Source organism: Stieleria mannarensis (genome assembly GCF_014154935.1).
In the GTDB taxonomy this organism is placed as follows: Bacteria; Planctomycetota; Planctomycetia; order Pirellulales; family Pirellulaceae; genus Stieleria; species Stieleria mannarensis.
Map to the genome: position 1 here is coordinate 1 of NZ_JACEHH010000009.1, position 21384 is coordinate 21384.

Sequence of the window (21384 nt, forward strand, 5' to 3'; positions counted from 1 at the left end):
GTAGGCGACCTAAACGGAGACGGTGCAGTCCTAATAGATGATCGCGCCTCGCTGATTCAGCTTTTGCGTAGTCGGTCTTACCGAATCGAGGCTGATGCCAATCTCGACGGTCAAATCACATCTTTTGACTCAGGCCACCTGCTTAGAAACTACGGAGTCCGCGTTTCCATTGCGCCGCTGAGCCTAGATGCGTACTTTGCCCCGAACCCAGAATTGGCCACCTCCGACGGAATCCCGCTGACATCCAACGAGTCACTGAGTGTTGTTGGACAGACAGCTCCACAATCTCGCGTCCGGTTGGATCTCGCTACCAATAACGAATCGGATGGACAAGCAACAGCGAGTGCGGCCGGCACTTTCAGTTTTCCGATTGAGATTTCCGAGGGGTTGAATTCAATCACGGTCGAAGCAAGCGACTCTTTTGGGCAGGTCGCAAGCAGACAACTGTTTGTCGAGCTTGATACGACACCGCCACCCCTCTCTCTGTTTTTGTCGCAGGAATCAGATTCACCACCAATTGGTGATCGCCAGACGACATCGGAAAAAGTCGCTCTAAATGGTCAGACCGAACCCGGCCAGATTGTCAATCTATTTCGCGATGGGGACTTGAATCAGCCTGTGATGTCGACGATCGCAGGCGCGGCCGGTGAATTCCGATTTGAGGAATTGCCGCTAGCCGAGGGGAAAAATCTATTCACCGCAGAAGCTGCCGACGTTCTCGGTAACACATCGCAAGCGAATCTTGAAGTTTCGAAAGTAATCGCGGACGACTCAGGACCTGAGATCACCATTTCGTTGATTGAAGATACGGGCAAGAGCAGCACTGACCGCGTGACGAGTCGAGCAGGTTTGCTAGCAACGGTCACTGACCAGAGTCCAATTACGTCGGTGAAGGCGCTATTCCTTGGATTTCAAGATCAGGCGATATTCGATGTCACCGCCGCGCTGAAGCCCGACGGGTCTTTAGTTTTCGACAAGCCGTTGCTTGAGGATATCCTCGGCGTACCCCTTGCTGATGGTCGGTACGAGTTTCAAGTGATTGCGATTGATGAGCGAGGAAATGCCTCAACCGGGATTATCGGCTATCTAATTGATACAGATGAGCCATCACCCATTTTCTGGACGCCGGTCGAAGGCGAATTGTTTAACAAGAACACCAATGTCAGTGGACGGATTGATGGTGCCGGTTCAGAAATCGTGTTGGCGGAGGTGCAAATCGACGGGAACCCATTTTCCGAGTTGAGTCTTCAAGAAAGTGGCCGTTTTTCGTTCGATACAGACTTTGAACCTGGCGGACCAGACGAAGGCGCCCACACGATTGGAATTCGCGCTGAAGATTTGGCTGGAAACCTATCGCCTGTCGTCACCACATTTCTGCAATTGGATTCGATCGCGCCGACAGTGGTGATCGCGACGCCCTTCGACGGGGAGTTGACCAACGGAGTGGTGTCAGTTTCTGGCAATACGAACGACCATGGATCCGGAGTGAGTCGCTTAGAAGCGAAAATCGACGAAGGGGAGTTCGTTTCTGTCGGATTCGACGATGCCGGGAACTTCACCTTCAACCCTGCTATTGCTGGTGGTATCGACACGGATGGCGAACATCTCGTTTCGCTGCGGGCGATCGATTTTGCGGGAAACGTCTCGTCAGTTCAGTCCGTGTCCTACGTCATAGACACGAAGGCTCCGGACGTAACGCTCCAGCTTGCACAGGCATTTGACGAGGACGAGAGCGACGTCCAAGTCACCTCGTCCGAGTTGGTCACATTGATGGGGGCCTCAGAACGGGACGCTACGATTACTCTTCTGACTGATGGTCGTATGATATCGGCGGATGCAAATGGCGAATTTTCATTCGACAGCGTGCCACTCGAGTTGGGAGAGAACACCTTTCAGGTTAGCGCGACCGACATAGTCGGAAACGTGTCGTTTGCTTCTACGATTGTCACACGCATCCCCCCAGGCATCGTCCTACTCGAAGAAACGAACTTCAAAGTAGCTGCTGAGTTTCCGATCGTCATTCCTGAAATCCCGTCGCATGTGGAAGTCGCCTACAGGAATTTGGTCTTTGACCGGGCAGACGTTTTCATGAATGACGCGTTTGAAATCGCGTTGTTGGATTCGACCGGACGAACGCTGGTCCAATCGATCCCGGGCACAGCCGATGCGGCGTTCAATATTTCCGAAGGCGTCGGAAGCGAGTCAGGGATCAATACGGCCCACGAAGGTGGCTTGGTCAAGATCGACCTGTCCCACATCCCAGCTGGCACCGAAGCAACCCTCGTCGCAAGACTTATCAACAACGACAACGACACGACGACCACTGTGTCGATTCAGAGCGTGGAAGTTGTTGAAGGGTCACTCGATACACCGCTGGGATCCGTCATGCCCTCCGCAGTGAATCCACCCAGCGAATTAATCAGTCTTGAATCTTTCCAAGACCTGACAGGGAGCATCGATGTGTCCTACGCGAGGACTTCGATTCTTCAAGACAGTTTATCGCTTGGCACTCAGGTCAGCCTTCTGAACAACGGCCAGTTTGTTGTCGATGGCCCGATCTTGTTGGCTATTGACCAAGTGACGCCTACCGTTCGCCTCGCTGGGGTTGATGGCTATTTAACAGATGGCCGTCCCTACTACGAATTCTCGCTTCTGAATGACGAAAAGGGCTTGGTTCCCGGTTCGTTGACGTTGACACGTGAGATTACGTTTACAAACCCAAGCGAACTCCAATTCGATTTCGATTATTCAGTTCTCGCCGCAATCAACAACGCACCTGAGATTACTTCTGAGCCCGAAAACGAAGCCACTATTGACAGTGCATATGTGTATCAGGTCGTCGCCGTCGATCAAGATGGAGATGACCTGGTCTACGAGGTGTTGATGGGACCAGCTGAGATGACAATTGACGCGCAGTCGGGGTTAATCGCGTGGACGCCAACTGCTGGGGACCTCGGAAACCATAGCGTGGTCGTGCAAGTAACCGACGGCCGTGGCGGAATTTCGCAACAATCCTACATTCTGGAAGCGCGTTCATCGAGACCAAATCGTCCGCCAGTCATCGTATCGACGCCTGTGTTGAGCGCCGTCGCAGGCGGCGGCCAAGTCTTATCCAATGTCGAAACCATGGATCCGGCATACGTTTACGATGTTGACGCCGTTGACCCCGACGCAGATGAATTAACCTATTCGCTCGCGCAAGCGCCGACGGGAATGTGGATCGATCCGACCGGAGGCTCAATTTTTTGGAACCCGACAGTCCACCAGATTGGTGAGCACCCTGTGATTGTCCAAGTAGACGATCAAAGCGGCGGGATAACCACGCAACCCTACTCGGTACTCGTTGTAACGGACCCGGCCAACTCGCCTCCCATCTTTACTAGTGATCCAATTGAGCAATACACGCTTCCGCAGTCTTCGACGCCCGGAAAGACCGTCGTGCTCGATGCAACCGTGCGAGATTTTCGCGACAGCCATCCAGACTTCGAGAACGGCGTATCCGGACTGACGACTGGGTTGCTAGTGGACGAGTTGGGATCCGATGGACTCCCGGTTTTGTCGAATGATCATCGCGAGGGTTCCGGCATCATCGAGAATGCTCAAACGTTCAATCAATGGTATCGAGATGTTGAAGGAATCAATCAGAACCTTACGGTTCCATTGTTGTTCTCGGAAACAGGCGATGAAACCGGAATCTATCAATTCTCGAGCAACAGTTTCTTTCCCATCGACAACCAAGTATTTGGCAATGAAGGTCGCAGTCACAACTATCACTTCACGCTCCAGCTGAATTCCCAGTTCAAGTATCGCGGAGGCGAATACTTCGAATTCACCGGAGATGATGACCTTTGGCTGTTCATCGATAATCGTCTAGTGGTTGATCTTGGAGGGGTTCACGGGACAGAACGCGGAAGCGTCAATCTCGATGACCTCAATTTGACACAGGGCGAGGTGTATTCATTTGATCTGTTCTTCGCTGAACGGCAAACCGTCGCGTCCAACTTTACGGTGACAACCTCGATCGATCTAGACTCGTCTCGGCGGTACGAGTACTTGGCGAGGACTTTCGATCCAGACTTCGACCCAGTGACCTACTCTGTCAAGCGAGGCCCAGAAGGTCTGGCAATTGATCCGGAGTCGGGCCTTGTGACGTGGAATCCCTCCTCATCTGCTCTCTCAGAACCACAACCGATCGAAGTTGAGTTAGAGGCCACCGATAGTCGCGGTGGATTTGCAACCCAAGCGTTCACGATCGAACTTTCGGAAACAGGAAGCGGCGAAATCCGAGGAAGGAAGACAGAACAGATTCCTGATGGTGAGGATATTGGACTCGCAAACTGGACAATCTATTTGGATAGCAACAACAATGGCACGCTGGACCAAGGGGAGCGTTTCACAGCTACGGACGTCAACGGTGATTATTCTTTTACCGAGTTAGCTGAAGGAACCTATGTCGTTCGGGAGAAGCAGCGTCCGGGGTGGGAACAAGTCATTCCGACGGGGATCACGGGCGACAGCCTGATTTTAAACGGTGATTTCGAAGAAGGACCGGACCCTGGGCTTTCTACGACTTACAACGTGGGGACAAACGATCTGGTCGGCTGGATGGTCACCGGCACAGCAATCGACTTGCTCGGAGACGCTTGGTTTCCCGCCGCCAGCGGGACACGCTCGGTCGCCTTGGCCAATGAATCAGGTGCGGGAGGAATCTCACAATCGTTTTTCACGGCACCAGGGCAAACTTACGAAGTCTCCTTTGATTTAAGCGGCATCGAGGCTGACGGTGCACTGAACTTGATGCAAGTCACGGTCGCTGACAAAAACCTGCAGTTCGGCATCACTCATTCGCCCGCTGGTGAAGTCCGCTGGCAGCGGGAGACTTTTCGATTTACCGCAAGCGAAACATTTTCTACGCTTGATTTCAGAAGCCTTAATCAGACCGGCAGTGGTCCAGCCGTTGACAATGTGAAGGTTCAATTGGTCGCTGTCGACGGCTACGTTTTGAAACTGAATCGGGGCGAAGTAGCAATCGGCCGTGACTTCGCGAATCGGATCGATGTGTCCGCGAATCGCTCTCCCATCATCCAAACGTCTCCAAAACAAACTGCGAGAGTCGGATCAACCTATCAGTATGATGTTGATGCGTTCGATCTCAATCGAGATCCCATAGCGTTTTCATTAGTTGTTGGTCCGCGCGGGATGATTGTGGATGAATCAACAGGCGTCGTCGCATGGACACCTTCGCAAGACCAAACGCGTGTCTACTCCGTGTTGCTGAAGGCGACCGATGGACGGGGTGGATTTGATTTGCAATCTTTCGAAATCGATGTTCGTCCCCAAAATTACCCGCCGTCGATCGTTTCCTCACCTCCGGGACCAGCAACAGTCGGGCTCCCGTACGAGTATTTTGTTGAGGCACTTGATTCAGATGATGACCAGATAAGTTATTCACTCGTCAATGATGTCGCCGAAATTCTTGTCGATGGGCAAACCGGTGTCCTTCGTTGGTCGAATCCAACGCCTGGAACACAAACCATCGTCGTGGCCGCAACCGACTCGTCAGGTGCATCGACAGAACAGACATTTGACCTACAAGTTCTTGCATCGGTCCCGAATACTGCACCCGAAATCAGTTCCTCGCCGCCTCTGCGGGCACGTCCCAAGTTGCCGTGGGTCTATCAGTATCGGATCACGGATGCCAACGGTGACCCGGTGTCAATCGAATTTGCCCAAGGCCCAAGCGAAATGACGCTGGACAGAGTACACGGGCTCCTCAGTTGGACCCCCACAGACGCTGACCTCGCGAAAAATCCGCATCTTGTAAGACTGATCGCCGACGACGGCAGACCCGGTGGCGAGACCGTTCACGAATTCGAGATCCTCGTTACGAGCAGGCTTTCCAATGCTGTGCCGGTCATCACCTCTGGACCACCGAGTGAAGGATTTCTCGACAAAACTTATGTCTACGATGCTGTAGCCGAAGATCCGGATGGAGACCCGCTCGTCTGGACCCTTCTTCGAGCGCCGGCAGGAATGTCAATTGATCAGGGCACAGGTGCGATTCGTTGGACTCCCGACGAGCGAGACTTGGGAGTTGTATCGGTCAAGCTTGAAGTCGCAGACGCTTACGGTGGAATCAGAACTCAATCCTTCACTATTGATGTCAAGTCGAGTAACCTCGCTCCTCAATTCGACCAAGTACCTGCGACGCTGACCCAGGCGCTGTTCCGATTTGAGAACCAGCTATCCGCATTCGATCCAGATGGAGACGACTTTTCTTTTCAGCTTCAGCAAGGCCCCACAGGATTTCAGCTAGGCACGGATGGACTGATTGAATGGATGCCAGGGCTGGAGCAAATTGGCAGCCATCTGGTCGAGATTTCCGTGATGGATGACCAAGGCGCGTCTTCGATCATGCAGTACGAGATTGTCGTCGAGAATCGTATCCTCAATCTCATGCCAACCATTACGAGTACTCCTGTATTCGAAGCAATTGTGGGACGTCCGTACCAATATCAGATTGAAGCGTCCGATCCGGAGGACGGTGTGCTGACGTACGCAGTCATTAATGGACCACCCGGGATGACGATGTCCGATCCGTTGACTGGTTTGCTGGAGTGGCCCGAGCCGACCGGGGTAAATCCCTCCGTTCGTGTTGTTGTCGAAGATGACTTTGGCAACACGTTCACGCAAAGCTACAGGATTCGTGTTCGCGGTGATAATCGAGCTCCCGAGCTTCTCAACCAACCTCCGAATTCGGCTGTGCCAGATACCCCCTATCGTTTCTTTCTCCAAGCAATCGATCCCGATGGAGATCCGCTCAGATATTCGGTGATTGAAGGACCCCCTGGGCTCGAAATCGATCCTCAATCGGGTGAGGTCAACTGGCTTCCTGCTGACCGCGATCTCGGTGCGAATCTCGTGAGGCTGCAAGTCAGTGATCCGTTTGAGGCAACGTCTTTGGCTTTCGACATCCAAGTCGGCGCTGATGTCACTTTGCCAACAGCCTTTATCACACTGCCATCGCCGGGGCCAGTTGACCTGGGATCTGCGTTGAACGCAATCGTCACCGCAAGCGACAACGTCGGAGTCACTGACTTATCGCTTTTCGTGAACGGCACTCCGATCTCAATCGACGATTCCGGCGCAGCATCGCTGCCGACAGAGATGGCTGGACTACTTGACTTAGTCGCAACTGCAACCGACGCCGCCGGAAACGTGGGAACTTTCCAAACTCAACTGACGATTGTTGATCCAAACGTCGTTGGAGATCCGGTCCTTTCGATCTCAACTCCCGTCGAGGGGCGGCTCGTTACCGATCGGATCGACATCGTTGGGTCTGTTGTCGACCCAGATCTTGCCAGTTACACCCTTGAATTCCGTCCGATCGACGGCGCGTCGTGGACCGAATTTGGGGCGGGGACCGATGAAATCAACGACGCAGTTCTAGGCACATTTGATCCCACCTTGCTCGAAAACGGCGAATACGTGATCCGGCTGTTCGCGATCGATACCGGTGGTAACGATTCTGTCTTGGAACGCACCATCGCGGTCACCGGAGACCTGAAGCTCGGCAATTTCGCGTTGTCCTTTACGGACTTGACCGTTCCGGTTTCGGGGATCCCCATTGTTGTCAACCGAAACTACGACACCTTGCGAGCCGAACGCACCGATGAATTCGGATTCGGGTGGCGTTTGGAAATCGCAGATACAGACCTACGAAGCAGCGTTCCCGAATCCGGATTTGAAAACGAAGGGATCTACAATCCGTACTTCTTCGGAGCCAGGGTCTACGTCACAACACCGGAAGGAGGCAGGGAGGGATTCACGTTTGAGCCGCAGCTTGCCCCCGGCCTGAAGGGTACGTTTCTTGGAATTTGGGAGGCTCGGTTCGTGCCCGACCCGGGTGTCACCAGCTCGTTGGACGTGAGGTACTTCGAACTTGCCAACGCGGGTGGATCGTTCGTCAGTTTCGCCGGCGGTCTTGCCTACAACCCGGCATCACGCGCCTTCGGTGGTAGCTTCACACTGACCACAAAGGAAGGCTTGGTCTACAAGATCGACGGCCAGACGGGCGATGCCCGTTCGATCAGCGATCGCAATGGAAACGAATTGACATTTGAAACCGATGGCATTCGTAGTTCCTCTGGTCCGGCGATCAGTTTCGAGCGAGACCCTCAGGGTCGTATCGTCGCGTTGATCGATCCTGACGGAAAACGCATCGAGTATGAGTACGATCCGCAAGGTGACCTGGTGTCAGTAACGGACCGGGAAGGGAGCGTCACGCGTCTGGTCTACCACTCCGAACGACCGCACTATCTGGAGGAAGTCATCGATCCACTCGGACGAACCGGAATCAAATCCGTCTACGATGACCAGGGGCGACTCTCACGCTTGATTGATGCCGGTGGCGAAGAGATCTTGCTCGGATTTGACCAGGACAACGCCGTGCAGATGGTCACCAATCAACTGGGCCACGAGACCACGTACGAGTACGATTCCCTGGGCAATGTACTTACAGAGATTGATTCCGAGGGTCTTGTCACTCGGCGGACCTACAGCGATCCAAACGATCCAACGCTGGAATCGACCATTACGGAGGTGTTGGCCGATGGAACCGAGTTGACGACGATTTACGAGTACGATTCTCGAGGCAATGTGGTACTTGAAATTGATCCACAAGGCAACGAAACGCGTTACACCTACAACAATTTCGGAGACGTCGTCGCGACGATCGACGCGGCCGGAAATGTGTCTCAAAATGACTATGACCAGAACGGCAATCTACTTCGCAGCACCGACGCCGATGGAGTCACGACGCAAATAACCTATGACGACTCGGGCAATCCAAAACTGGTAGGGATTGGAGAGCAGACGACCAGATTCGAATATGACGGCTCCGGGCGGGTCATTCGCCAACAAGACGCGGCGGGTGCCGTGCGGACCTACACCTACGACGCAAACGGGAATCAACTCACCGAGACGGTGACCTACACCACCGCACAGGGCCAGAGCACTGTGTTGACTGAGACGGAATACGATGGCGAGGGCCGGGTTGTCTCCACGACGGTCAAGCAGGACGGTGAACTCCTCTCTCAAACTGGGACGGAATACGATGCGGTTGGAAATCGGATCGCATCCATCGACTCGCTCGGCCGCGTCACCAAATATGTATACGACGACCGCGGCCAACTGACTACGACGCTTTACCCCGACAACACCCCCAACACCGACGACGACAACCCAAGAACCGAGGCTCAGTATGACCCAGCAGGGCAGGTGATCGCGGAAATCGATGAAGCCGGCCGAATTACGCGCTTCGAGTATGACACCGCTGGTCGACCTACAAAGACGATCTTTCCCGACGACACTCCCGATGATGACTCCGACAATCCCTTCACCGAAACCGTTTACGATCGTGCGGGGAGACCGATCGCGGAGATCGATGAGTTGGGAAATCGAACGCAGTTTGTCTACGACGCAAATGGGAACGTCCTGGAAACGATCCTTCCCGACGACACCCCGGGCGACGACTCTGACAACCCACGCCTGATCAGCGTCTACGATTCAACCGGACGCCAGGTCTCCAGCACGGACCCTCTGGGCAACCAAACCCGGTACCGATACTCACCGGGCGGACTGCTGACTGAGACGATTCTGCCTGACGACACTCCCAACGACCTTGACGATAATGATCGCAGTCGAAGCGAGTTTGACGAGTCCCGTCGTCTCTCGGCTCGCATCGACGCGAACGGGAATCAGACCGAATACGAATACGATGCCGCTGGCCGGCTGACCGCGGTCGTTCAATTTGTGACTGATCCCGACACCTCTAGCCTGACGACGCTACGGACAGAGTACGGCTACAACGAACTTGGCGGCCTGGTCTCGCAAACCGATGCACTCGGACGCACCACGATCTACGAATACGACGGGCTGGGACGAAGGACCGCGACCGAGTTGCCTTTGGGACAGCGCAGTGAGACCGTCTACGACCTCGCCGGCCGCGTGATCGAAACAACCGACTTCAATGGCCAGACCATTGCTTTCGATTACGACGCTCGCGATCGACTGACGTCCAAACAATTCCCGGACGGATCCAGAGAAAGCTTCACGTACACCGTCACGGGATTAAGGGAAACCACGACGGATGATCGGGGGACGACGACCTACGCCTATGATGCCCGAGATCGCCTGCTGTCGCGGACGGATCCCGACGACTCAACGATCGGCTACACCTATGACGTCGTTGGCAACCGCACCTCCGTAACAACGACCATCGGTTCCAATGCCCCTCGTCAAACGATCTACACCTTCGACCCGCTCAATCGCACCGAAACGGTCACTGATCCGGAAGGCCTCACCACCAGTTACGCCTACGACGACGCTGGAAAGTTGGTGGAAACAAATTTTCCGAACAACACGCAAGAGAGCCGCAGCTACGATGTGCAAAACCGCTTGATAGGGATTGAGCATCGGAACTTGACCACGGACGATGTGTTCGCAAGCTTTGATTACGAACTCGATCGAGTCGGCAATCGAACCGCTGTGACGGAGCACGATGGACGACGGGTGGAATACGAATACGACGAATTGTATCGCCTGCTCAGCGAAGACATCTTTGATCCTGGAGCCACCGACGCGACTCGTAGCATCGACTATGTCTACGACGACGTCGGAAACCGCTTGCAGCGAGACGACTCTGCGGAAGGTGTGACGACCTACAGCTATGACCTTAACGACCGCCTGTTGGACGAAACGATCGATGGTGTTGTCACAACCTACGGCTACGACGACAACGGCAACACGATCCGCAAGACGGTCGATGACGTCGACCAGGTTTACTACGAGTGGGACGTCGAGAATCGGCTCGTCGCAGCCGACACCGATGCCGATGGAGTGAACGACGTCGCCTACAAATACGATGCCGATGGAATTCGAGTCGCCAAGACCCTCGATCCAGATGGGACGCCGGACGAAACAAGATTCTTGATCGACGCCAATCGTCCTTATCAGCAGGTGCTGGAGGAATACACACCCGGCGGAATCCTCAAAGTCTCCTACGTGCACGGTCTCGACCTGATTTTGCAAAACCGCCACGGAGACAGCGGGAAGTCGTTCTACCACGTTGATGGACTAGGGAGCTCCAGAATCCTCACTTCCATCGATAGAGACATCACCAATCGATATATTTACAACGCGTTCGGTGAAAACATTTGGCAAGTGGGGGCGACCGATAATACATATCTATTCACCGGCGAACAAAGGGATGCATTGACAGGAATTGACTACCTCAGAGCGAGGTACCTGGACACGCGATTGGGAAGGTTTGTTGCGAGAGATAGATTCCCGGCCGTTCAAATCCTCCCCGTTACGTTGCATCGCTACGCCTACGGAAATGCAAATCCGATTAACAATATCGATCCAAGCGGAAATATTTCCATTGGAAGTATCGCAGCCGGAATCAGCACTCGAAGTGTCTTAACAACTCTGGCAGTTATAGCTCTCTCCCAAACGACGGCAGCTTCTCTCGGTGGAACAGCCGTTTCGGTCTTCGGGCTGCCTGCAAGAACATGGACCGGCACACTTTTTTCAACTGACCCAACGCTGGGACTCAAAGGCATTTCCGCCAATGTTCTTTCTGTGCAAAACGAAACTCGATCAGCGACCCTATTGCTTCTGGGACTATCGATCGGTTTTTCCGTTGAACTTTACACGTCATCCGACGTCACTCTACTTACACCGGCGGTTTTCGGATCTTCTCCTGCACTTCTCACTGGCGCATTCACAATCATTGATGGCAGCGCCGTTGCCACTAACGAAACCGGATCACGCGGAAAGTCGAAGAGCAAGAGCTCGCTTGCCGTTGGATTTGGTGTCGGAACAACGAGCAACACAGCAGGTGCTAGCTTGGGAATTAGTCTGGCCGGCGGCGTGTCGTTTCTTTGGGGGCCACGATTGGAGGACGCTTTCTAATGGTCGTAAGAGAACCCGCAGAAGGCTGGAAATACCCAGCGCGGTCCGTCTCTTCGCTTCTCTTAATCATGACAATGTCTACCAACGACGTGAATAATACGATACGGGCGCGAGGGCGGCCAATCAGTTAGGAACTCAAATTTGGCCTTAAACCAAGTCGCTGGCGCCTCTGTTTCTAGCAGCACTGTCGATGGCTATTCATACTAGCAATTACAATCCTGGACTCGGTCAAAGCACACTTTGTGTTTTCAAAATCAGCGCCATTTTACTAAATCCCATTTGCGTTTAATCAACCTTGAGAAGCCTCATGCGATATGCCCTAGCCTTACTTGCACTCTCGTTTTCGTCCACAACTCTTTCCGCCGGCACGATCACGTTGTCGTTGGACGCGGGTGGGACTGACCTTAGTACGCTGAAAGTCGGCGATACCGTTTCTATTAACGTGAATCTGTCCGGCCTGATGACCGGTCAATCTCTCTCGGCGCTTGGCGGGACAGTTGAGATGACGCCTGAACTGTCAGTCGACACTTTTTCGCTCGCTCCTGGAATTTTGTTCGCCAGTGGGCCCGATCCCTTCGAACTCTTCTTGGATACACCGGGAGGCAATGTGGATGCGGAGTTCTTCCAAGTCTTTGGCGATCCAATCGCAACCGATGGTCAATTCTTTACGTTTGACATCACAGCCGTCTCGACCGGAAGCGGTCAAATTACTTTTGAAGATTTCTCTCCCTTCGCGTCCGACACCAACTTTAACTTTGTTGATGTCGCAACCAATACACTCGATTACACCGTTTCGCAAGCGGGCAACGTTGTTCCGGAACCGGCATCGCTCTTCTGTTTCGTTGGGATCGCACTCCTCGGATTGCCGCGCAGACAACGGTCACCGAATTGACATCTCGAATACGTTAAGAGACAGATCGTCGGACACGGAGAGCCGTTACGGATACGACGCTGACCAGACTTTCGTGGGATATCCCTCGCGGAATCCGAACAGTCGCTTTTGTCGCGAGTCGTAATGGAGATACTTTACAGCACCCTCCCGCACACGCAGATACCCTAGTTCACGTTCAGTGTGAACGTCCCAGAACCGCACGGTCATATCTTCGCCGCATGTGATGAGCGTTCTGCCATCATTCACAAACAGGCTGCCAAAAACCTGATTACGGTGCCCTCGAAGTAGTCCAATCCGATTTAACTCGCTGGCGTCAAGCAACTCGATGCTGCCGTCGCCGTGGCCCACAACAACCGTCTCACCGTCCGGCGTGTAGCTCACGTGTACGAAATCGCCGAGTTTGGCGTTGTATATCGCATGAACAGTCATCGAATCCGTTTCCAGCCAGTAGAGGGCATTGCGGGTCACGACAACAAATGACGATGGATCTGGGCATTCAGCCATGGAGTCGGCACCTCCTTGATGGAAGCTAACTTGGCCGGTCAAACTTCCATCGCTTGTGTGGTACCGCAACAGACGATCTGGATAGAGGGCGACAAGATGTGAGTCATCGGTTGTGAACAGCAGACTGGTGCATGAATTCGCAGCCGATAGCCCCGTCGCAATGCTTCGCTGTTCCGTTCCATCCTGACCGGAGAACAGGACGATTTCATCGGGTGCGGCAGCGGCTACCGTCTTTCCGTCGGAGGTAACGGCCATCCGGCATCGCCAATCGTTGTCGGCGTGAGCAATCTGATGGTAGTCTCTCAAGTTGTCCAAGCTCAGTTTCTCGATGCCGCCGAATTCGCTTCGCGTGTACAAGACGCCGGTCTCTGACGAGGGAGCGGCAATCGCACGTGTAGACGAGCCGAAGCTCAAGACGGCTTGGTTGCGCTCGCCAATTAGCCAAGCTCGGACAGCTCCGTCTTCTCTGGTGCTTACCAGCGTTTGGTCGTCCGCAAATTGAATGCTGGTCACTCGTTTTTCACCACTGACAATCGTTCGGGGAAACTCGTTCTCTGGCTTGCCATTCGAATCCAGAGTCCAGTGGTGAATCATTCCGTTGTCGCAGCCGGCCGCGACTTGGCTACCGTCTTGATTAATGGCGAGGCAACGAATACGACCGAGGACATCGTGCTGGTCGAAGATTTTCTCTCGTTCCGGCCAGTTCCCGACCAAAATACCTTGAGTGTGGGCCACCACGACGCGACGTCCGTCTGCGGATAAAGCAAAGACCGAGGTACGAAAAGATTGGTCCCATTCCACAATGCGTTCCAGGTCGGGCACCGACCAAACCGCAAGTGACTGTTTCCCGCCATCATCGCTATCAGTGCGAAGTACAGCGACGAGATGCTTGCCGTCGGCTGTAAATGCCAGGGATTCGTTTCGTGAGTCGGTGGCAACCTGTCCTACCAATTCTCCATTGATGTCATGCAGGTGAACATTATGGTAACGGTCTGCGGTAGCAACGTAGTCGCTTGTCGGAGAGAAGGCGACAGATTCCACTGTATGACCATGCCGGGTCAATTTCCGGATCACTTTTCCTGTCGAAATGTCGTGTATCGCTAAAGGATTTAATGCCAATGGACTGTTTGCACTCGTCACGAAGGAACCACCATCCGGTGAGATAGCAACCGCATCTAGTTTTCCAGCAAGAGCGAATGCGTTGATCTGCTGCCGTTCATCAAGGTCCCAGTGGCGCACTACGCCATCGTCGCCGACACTGATGCCTTGAAGCGTGCCGGGAACCAGGGCAAGTTCACGCGCTGGCCCTTCGTGGTGGCACAGACGGACAACATCCGGCGCACGCGTCAGGTTGTGCAAAATCCACCACTCAACACCACGCAAATCTATGGCGGAAGCGTCCTCGGAATCGTCTGGAACATGGCGAGCCAGCAATTGACGAACGTTGTCGATTTCATTCTCGGCATACGCCCGATACGCCGCGGCCACGTCTGCAATGTACAGATGCCGCTGCAATCGAGTGCGACTGTCGTCCAAATTGGCGTTCGCAGATTCGAGCTTCGAATTCGTTTCTTCTAGCCTGTCGTTCGCTACAGATAGTCGCGAATTTGCTTTGGAGAGCTGGTGTCTGCTGGCGTATTGCAGGGTAAAGACGATGATCGTCAGGCCAAGGCAGACGCCGGCCGTAGTAAGTGACGTCCGAGGATTACGAATGAGCCAGCCCATGGCTTTTTCTGCCGGACCGGGAAGACGCGCCAATGGACTTTGGTTTGATGCAAATCGGCGGAGATCGTCGGCCATCTCAGCCGCGCTTTCGTAGCGGTCCACCGGCTCCAACGCCATCGCCTTTAAGATGATCGTCTCGAGGCCGCGAGGGATGTCGCCGCGAATGCGGGACGGTGGAGTCAACCTTCCTCGGGAAACGTCTAGCAACACGCGAAAGCGTTCCCCCTGGAAGGGACGCTCGAGTGTCGTGAGTTGGTAGAGGGTTGCCCCCAACGAGAATACGTCGCTCCGATGATCGACCACCTTGGATTTTCCACCCGCTTGTTCCGGGCTCATGAAGTTGGGCGTCCCCACCAATTGCCCAGATTGTGTGAGAACCGATTCACCATCACGAACTGATGCCAAGCCAAAATCGGTAAGCCAAAGATGTCCGACCGAGTCAATCATCAGGTTGGAGGGCTTCACATCACGATGCACGATCCCATGTTGATGTGCAGCATGAAGCGCGTCAGCCGCATCAGCAATCAGCAACGCAAGGTCTTTTAAAGGATCGCTATGCTGTCGCGAAGCCTCAAAACATCGGAGCGCGAATGCATCAAGTTCGTACGACTCAGAGTCTCCGGCGAAGGATTTTGACTTGTAGGCAATTGGTGTGTTGTCGTTAGCATTCTCGGTTTGGCCCGTCATTCGACATTCGACCTCGACCTCCGAACAGCTCGAACGCTGCAAACGGTCTTCGTAACGCCGGAAGGCTGCAACGAGTTGGGTGAGCGTGCAACCATTGATCAGAGGAAAAACGAGGTAGGGAACACCTTCGTGGTTCGACCAATCCAAGAGTTGCACGATGTTTGGATGATCGAGCAGTTCGACAGCTTTCGCTTCGCGCCGGAAGCGGTCCTGAACGGAAGGGTCAAGTATCCGGCTGGAATCAAGCAATTTGAGAGCGACTGAATCACCGCTCGCTGCATCCGTCGCTTGATAAACGTGTGACATCCCGCCACGGGCGATCATGGGTCCAAGCTCGTATCGACCAATCACTCGCGACTTCAGATCCGACTCAATTTCAAATCCGTGTCCGACTGAGGGGTTGGAATCCACTTCATCAGACGCCAACATTTTGACACGGTCTAGCTGGGTGACAAATTTTAGGAACCCTTCTCGATGTTCTAGATAGGCATCAATAAACGTCTCTGGATCACAAGCAGAGCCTTCGTCGATTCTTTGAAGGTAGGCAGCGATGACGTCATCCAGTGTCGCAGGTTCTTGGCGGGTCATCGTGAAGGCTCCTCAATCCCTCCCAAGAGATTGCTCGGTAGGATGCGGTGCAACTCTTCCAGCCCACGGCGGAGCAAACCCGCAATTCGTCCCACCGATGAATCCATCGCGTCGGCAATCTCCTTCAGCTTTCTTCCCTCCAAAAAACGCAGCTCGACGACTTGTTGATACTCTCGCGGAAGTTGCTGGAGAGCTGATGCGAGGACTAGTGCTTTTTCGCCCCGGATCACTCGGGATTCTGGGCCGGGTGAATCACTTGGAACCAAGTGCCAGATAACCGACAGCTCCTCATCCCCATCAGCGGGGGTTCCACTTGCTTTCCATTCGCGAGCGACATCACGCATCTTAGTTGAATGATGCTGGACGAGCCCCGTGAAAGTTCGTCTCAAAATCGTTTCCAGCCACGAAACAAACTCCTGTTCCGTGGACCCTCTGAAGGTCGAAAAGCTTTGGAACGCTTGCCAGCACGCATCTTGAACAATATCTGATTCGTCGAAACGCTGGCGGAATCGCTGATGCATCTGGCGTCGAGCCAGCATGCCCATCACGGGGCGATATTGGGCGATCAGGCGATGGCATACCAACTCGCCACCATCGATCGCTTCCTTCAATTGCACCTCGAATTCGGACTTCCCGATCACGTGTCCTCCAGCCACCCTTCAGCACCTCTGAAAAAAACTGAAATGGCGCAAAAAACAGGTGGTCCGCTTGCACTATATCTGAGGAGTCAGTCCGAAGCGAGCAATTTGCTCCCCGGACTTCGCCAACACACGCGAGTCATCGATTCATCGTTCGGTCAAAAAATGCCAAAGGTCGCGTTGTATTAAGAAATTACCAAGGATAACGCTGGAATCTTCGGGAGAATGTCTCAAGCGAGAATTAGCACAAGCGTCGACGGACAGCGGCTCAAGGAGCTTCGCGTGCGGATCGGTTGGACGCAACAAATTGCCGCACAAAAATCTGGCTACACCGAGCGGTTGATTCGCAAGCTAGAAAGCGGTGGTCCAGTTGCACTGCAAACTCTCGACGATGTTGTAGCGACCTATCGCGAACACGTTGCCGACGCAAATGACAGAGACTTGGGGCAATATGTTGCCGGCCGATCGCTGGACCAGCGGGCTGAGATAGCCAGCGATGCTCTGAACGCGATTTTCAACGATGATGACCTAAAGTTACTCGACTCCATTTTAGCTGCAGATGTGACCGTGTTTGTGGAGAACAGCAGCAAGCGAGGCCGAGCAGCCGCGCTAGCGCACTATCGCAGAGCTTTGGAGGCATTTGAACAGATTGAGTTTTCGGTCGATCACGTTGTTTCAAGAAACGGAGAAATCGCCGTTTTTTGGTCCATGCGAATGAAACATGCTCGCAACTACCACGGCATCAGTGCGTCGGAACGTCGGATCGCAGCCAATGGTTGCACACTGATGGTCTTCACGGATCTGCAAATCAGTTTTCTGCGCGAGCACAATGATTTGGTCTTGTCTCAGCACAATACGGAGGACCGGAATTGCATGTGAGCATTCGACAAATGCGGAATGCTGCTATGGATTCTGAATTTGCCTCCACCACATATCGCCTGGATCAGTGTTCGCACCGACATCGTTCAAGCAGTTCAGACACGACGAAAAGCCATTCGGTTTTGTACCTAGGACAAGGCAATTCAATACGTTTGGCAAAACACTCTGTAGACCGAGAAAGATTTGGCAGAGGTCGGGATCAACGATGAAATGCCGTCGGGACGCATCTACATCGCGCTGAACCGGTCGATCACTGGACGAATAGTTCAGAATCTGCGCGATCCGTTTAACCTCTGTGAAAGGTTCCAGGTTATTCGATCTGATTCGCCAACCGACTGAAATCGGAATGCGATCCAGCCGCACGGAGCGTGTGTTGTGATCGTATCCCGGCAACGCCGTTGCAAAGAACGGAAGAGATTCCTCCCTTCGGAGAATAGCTGTTGCCTCCCGTTTCGCCGCATCGGTGTATCGATCACCGTCTAGAAGCAGCTTTCGTTCGTGCCGTCGGTGGCGGACACCGCTGCGTGTATTGGTGGTGTTGCCTCCACTGCCCTGCGGCCGCTGCCGGAGCAGCGACTCCAGCCTGTATGTGGCGGACGCTCCAATGACAGCCCGAAATCGTTTTGCCCCCATGGTTTTGCCGCCTCTCTACCGCTCACCGCTCCGTCGAAATCGATTCGGCGTAGGCCAGTTCACCCGTTCGGCCGTCGTAGTACTGGAAGACGACTTGGGGATGGGGGTAAGCGACCAGACGTTTCCCACCCAACTTCTGCGGCATGTTGAAGACGTTGTTGATTTGCACGACACAGAAGTATGGGTACAACCGCTCCAGTCGCGGCAGATCGGGAAGGATGTAACTGCTCCAGCGGATGTCGCACTCGCGCGGTCCGAACTTGAACTTGCCCGTCGCCGGGCGGTCGCTTTCGTCGTTGACCGGGACGTGGTTGACGCTGTTGTGTGGCCCGCAACAGAACTCCCAAACGTTGTCCGTGACCTTGATCGCGAAACTGTTGTGCAAGTCGCCGGTCATCACGAACACACGCTTGCCGATCTTTTCCCACTCGGCGATCAAGAACTCGCGTTCATCAAAGAATCCCGTCCAGGCTTCTTCCTTGTTCGCCGCATCGGCTTCGAATCCGCCCGCGCCGCTGTGGGGGATCATGAAGGGGACCGTGGAGATGACGAAGCGGAAATCGGCGTCGCTTTCACGCATGCTGCGCAGCAACCATTCGCGTTGCGGGCGGCCCAACATCGAAACGCCCGGCTTGTCCCGCTCGGTCACGTCGTGCATTTGACGATCGCCACGCGTGTCGATGAAATAAAACTCGCAATTGCCGATCCGCTTTTTTCCGTAACTGCGACGGCCGATCGAATAGCTGACGTTGGTGTCGTCGACCTTAGCCGGCATGTGCAACCGCAAGGTGTGCGGGTCGATGACTTCGACAATGTCGTAGACGTACGAGTTCTTGTGTCCGGAATCGTCGTCGTATTGCATGTCGTTCACGCCGGCTTCGGGGGTGCCCCAGTGGACGTGCAGGTTTCCCATTTCAGAAAGCGGCATCTTGGTGAAGTCGGCGTTCTGGTCGTACAGCAGGTCTCTGTCGCGGCGCATCGTCGCTTTGCCGAAATGAATCGGGTGGTGGTACTCGGTCGGGTTGGCCCAACCCAAATAGTCGTACCAGGCTTGGGTCCCGATGTCGCGAAAAACGGTGCGGCGATGGCGTTTGCCCGTTTCCGCCGATCCCCAGATGTCGTTGACCAATTCGTGATCATCGAACGTGAAGTAGCTGGGCACATGCCGATGCCACTGCGATAACGATTCACCGCGGTCGAGATACAGTTTGTAGTTTTCCCAGACGCCGACGATGGTCGGTGCGATTTGGGCGACGCGGGGCATCGCACTGGCACCCTGGACCAATTGCCAAGCCTGGGGCGGATACCGCCTTTGCTCCTCGTACAGCCAGTCGCCGTTCATCACGTGGAAATGGACCTTGTCGGCCCAGTCGCGATTGAGGTGTTCGTACGTGGTCGCCCGATGCCCGCCGCCATGCAGCGGGTTTTGGTTGGCGCAGGATCCGATCTGGAAACGAAAGTTGAACAGTCCGTCGGGGTTATAGGTGTCGTTTCGCGCCCCGGCAGCACTGGGCAAGGTGTGAAAGCTGCCGGGCAAACCGTGCGGCCGACCGTTGACCCAAACTTGATAGTGGTAGCGGGTGTCGCTTTTCAGACCGACCAGATCCACCACTCCGGTGTTGTCGTGACCGATCGTCGTCTCGCCGGGCTCGCTGACCGAGTCCATGGCGTCGGCCGCAGTGCCGTAATGGACTTCGAATTGTCCGGGATCAGAGGTCCGCGCCCAGACTCGCATCGAGGTCGCCGAAGGCTGCCCGAGCATCGGGCCGTGCGTCAACCGGATCGGGTCGCGTGCGTTGGAAATCGCAATCGAGGCGTCGGCCGGGTCGGCCACATGATGCTTGGGCGGCGGAGTGTCTTGCGCGTGGACGATCGATGCCAGAGCAACCAAAGAACAGGCGAGCGTGGTTCGCATGGTGGACAATCAAGGTGGCGAAAAGGGGAACACGATGGGGCTTCGGGCGCAGTCTATCCGATCGGGTGCCGGCACGTGTGGCGGTCGTCGTGCTATCGGGAACGCAAGAATTCTGCAAGTCCCGTCAGGTCATCGGTGTTGATCAGGTCCACGTTCGCCTCGGCCAGCAACGCCCACACGGCCGGGTCGTCGGGCGTGGCCCAAAACCGAACACGACGTCCGGCGGCATGGGCCTTTTCCACCACTCCATTCAATCGTTCTCGTTCGGCCGGAGGCATCTCCCCGTCGCCACGCCAGCTGAAGTTGCGGCCCCAGTGGTCGCTGATCAGCGGCATCAGGTCGGCTGACAGGTCCGTGTTCAAATCCGAGAGCCGGCCGTCGATTCCGGCGTAACGCGTCGGATCGGACTTGATCACGTCGACGGCTCGATTGCCGCTGATGATCGCGGTGACCGGGCCCGGATGAACACCTTGGTCATCGACGTGGGTCAAGATGTCGTCGTACTGGGAAAGGACGGCGTCCAGGGCGTGGTAAGTCGATTCGCCTTCGGATTTGAGATCGATCAACAATGTCAGTGTTTGCCCATCACCGTGGACACTGCCTTCGTTTTGCTTGATTCGAGACCGCAGCGGGTCGAGGTACAGTCCTTGCAAGGTGCGTTCGGGCGACGTCTTGTCTCGGTCGTGGGCCACCAACAGCTCGCCATCGACCAAATAGATATCTGCTTCAACACTGCCAAATCCTTGGTCGAGGGCGTCTAACAGCGGACGGTCGTGCAGGTAGTCGTTGTGCGCGTGGGCTTGGTGGACGGGGCGGTCCGATTGGGCGGGCAGCGTTGACGCGGGGACGAGGGTGAGGGTGAGGAGCAGACAGGTGGCGATGGTTCGGTGCATGGGCTTTGGGGGGCAAGACGATGGGGGCAAAACGATAGAAGGCAGAATGATGCG

7 protein-coding genes are annotated in these 21384 nt (G+C 54.7%); 3 read left to right on the forward strand and 4 right to left on the reverse strand.

All coding sequences use genetic code 11. The features are described from left to right. Positions 1–213 precede the first annotated feature (213 nt). Entirely contained in the window at positions 214–11976 is an 11763-nt protein-coding gene (locus tag H1B37_RS08050; protein ID WP_182866130.1) for a putative Ig domain-containing protein, read from the forward strand. Between the two features lie 307 nt (positions 11977–12283). Further along, positions 12284–12868, forward strand: coding sequence for a hypothetical protein (locus H1B37_RS08055; protein WP_182866131.1), 585 nt, complete (start codon positions 12284–12286; stop codon positions 12866–12868). 45 nt (positions 12869–12913) lie between these two features. On the opposite strand, the gene H1B37_RS08060 is transcribed toward H1B37_RS08055, so the two are convergent. Further along, a complete protein-coding gene (locus H1B37_RS08060) occupies positions 12914–16372 on the reverse strand; it encodes a WD40 repeat domain-containing serine/threonine-protein kinase (RefSeq protein WP_182866132.1) in 3459 nt (1152 codons plus the stop codon). Next, positions 16369–16989, reverse strand: coding sequence for a sigma-70 family RNA polymerase sigma factor (locus H1B37_RS08065; RefSeq protein WP_220498101.1), 621 nt, complete (start codon positions 16987–16989; stop codon positions 16369–16371). The genes H1B37_RS08060 and H1B37_RS08065 overlap by 4 nt, the downstream gene beginning before the upstream one ends. A 246-nt stretch (positions 16990–17235) precedes the next feature. Here H1B37_RS08065 and H1B37_RS08070 point away from each other — a divergent pair, with 246 nt between their 5' ends. Continuing rightward, a complete protein-coding gene (locus H1B37_RS08070) occupies positions 17236–17889 on the forward strand; it encodes a nuclear transport factor 2 family protein (RefSeq protein WP_182866134.1) in 654 nt (217 codons plus the stop codon). 655 nt (positions 17890–18544) lie between these two features. Here the strand turns inward: H1B37_RS08070 and H1B37_RS08075 are convergent. Then, the gene (locus H1B37_RS08075) at positions 18545–20437 is read right to left on the reverse strand and encodes an alkaline phosphatase D family protein (RefSeq protein ID WP_182866135.1); all 1893 of its coding nucleotides are present in this window, start codon (positions 20435–20437) and stop codon (positions 18545–18547) included. A 92-nt stretch (positions 20438–20529) separates the two neighbouring features. Then, a complete protein-coding gene (locus tag H1B37_RS08080; protein ID WP_182866136.1) occupies positions 20530–21330 on the reverse strand; it encodes a phosphatidylinositol-specific phospholipase C/glycerophosphodiester phosphodiesterase family protein in 801 nt (266 codons plus the stop codon). Positions 21331–21384 lie beyond the last annotated feature (54 nt).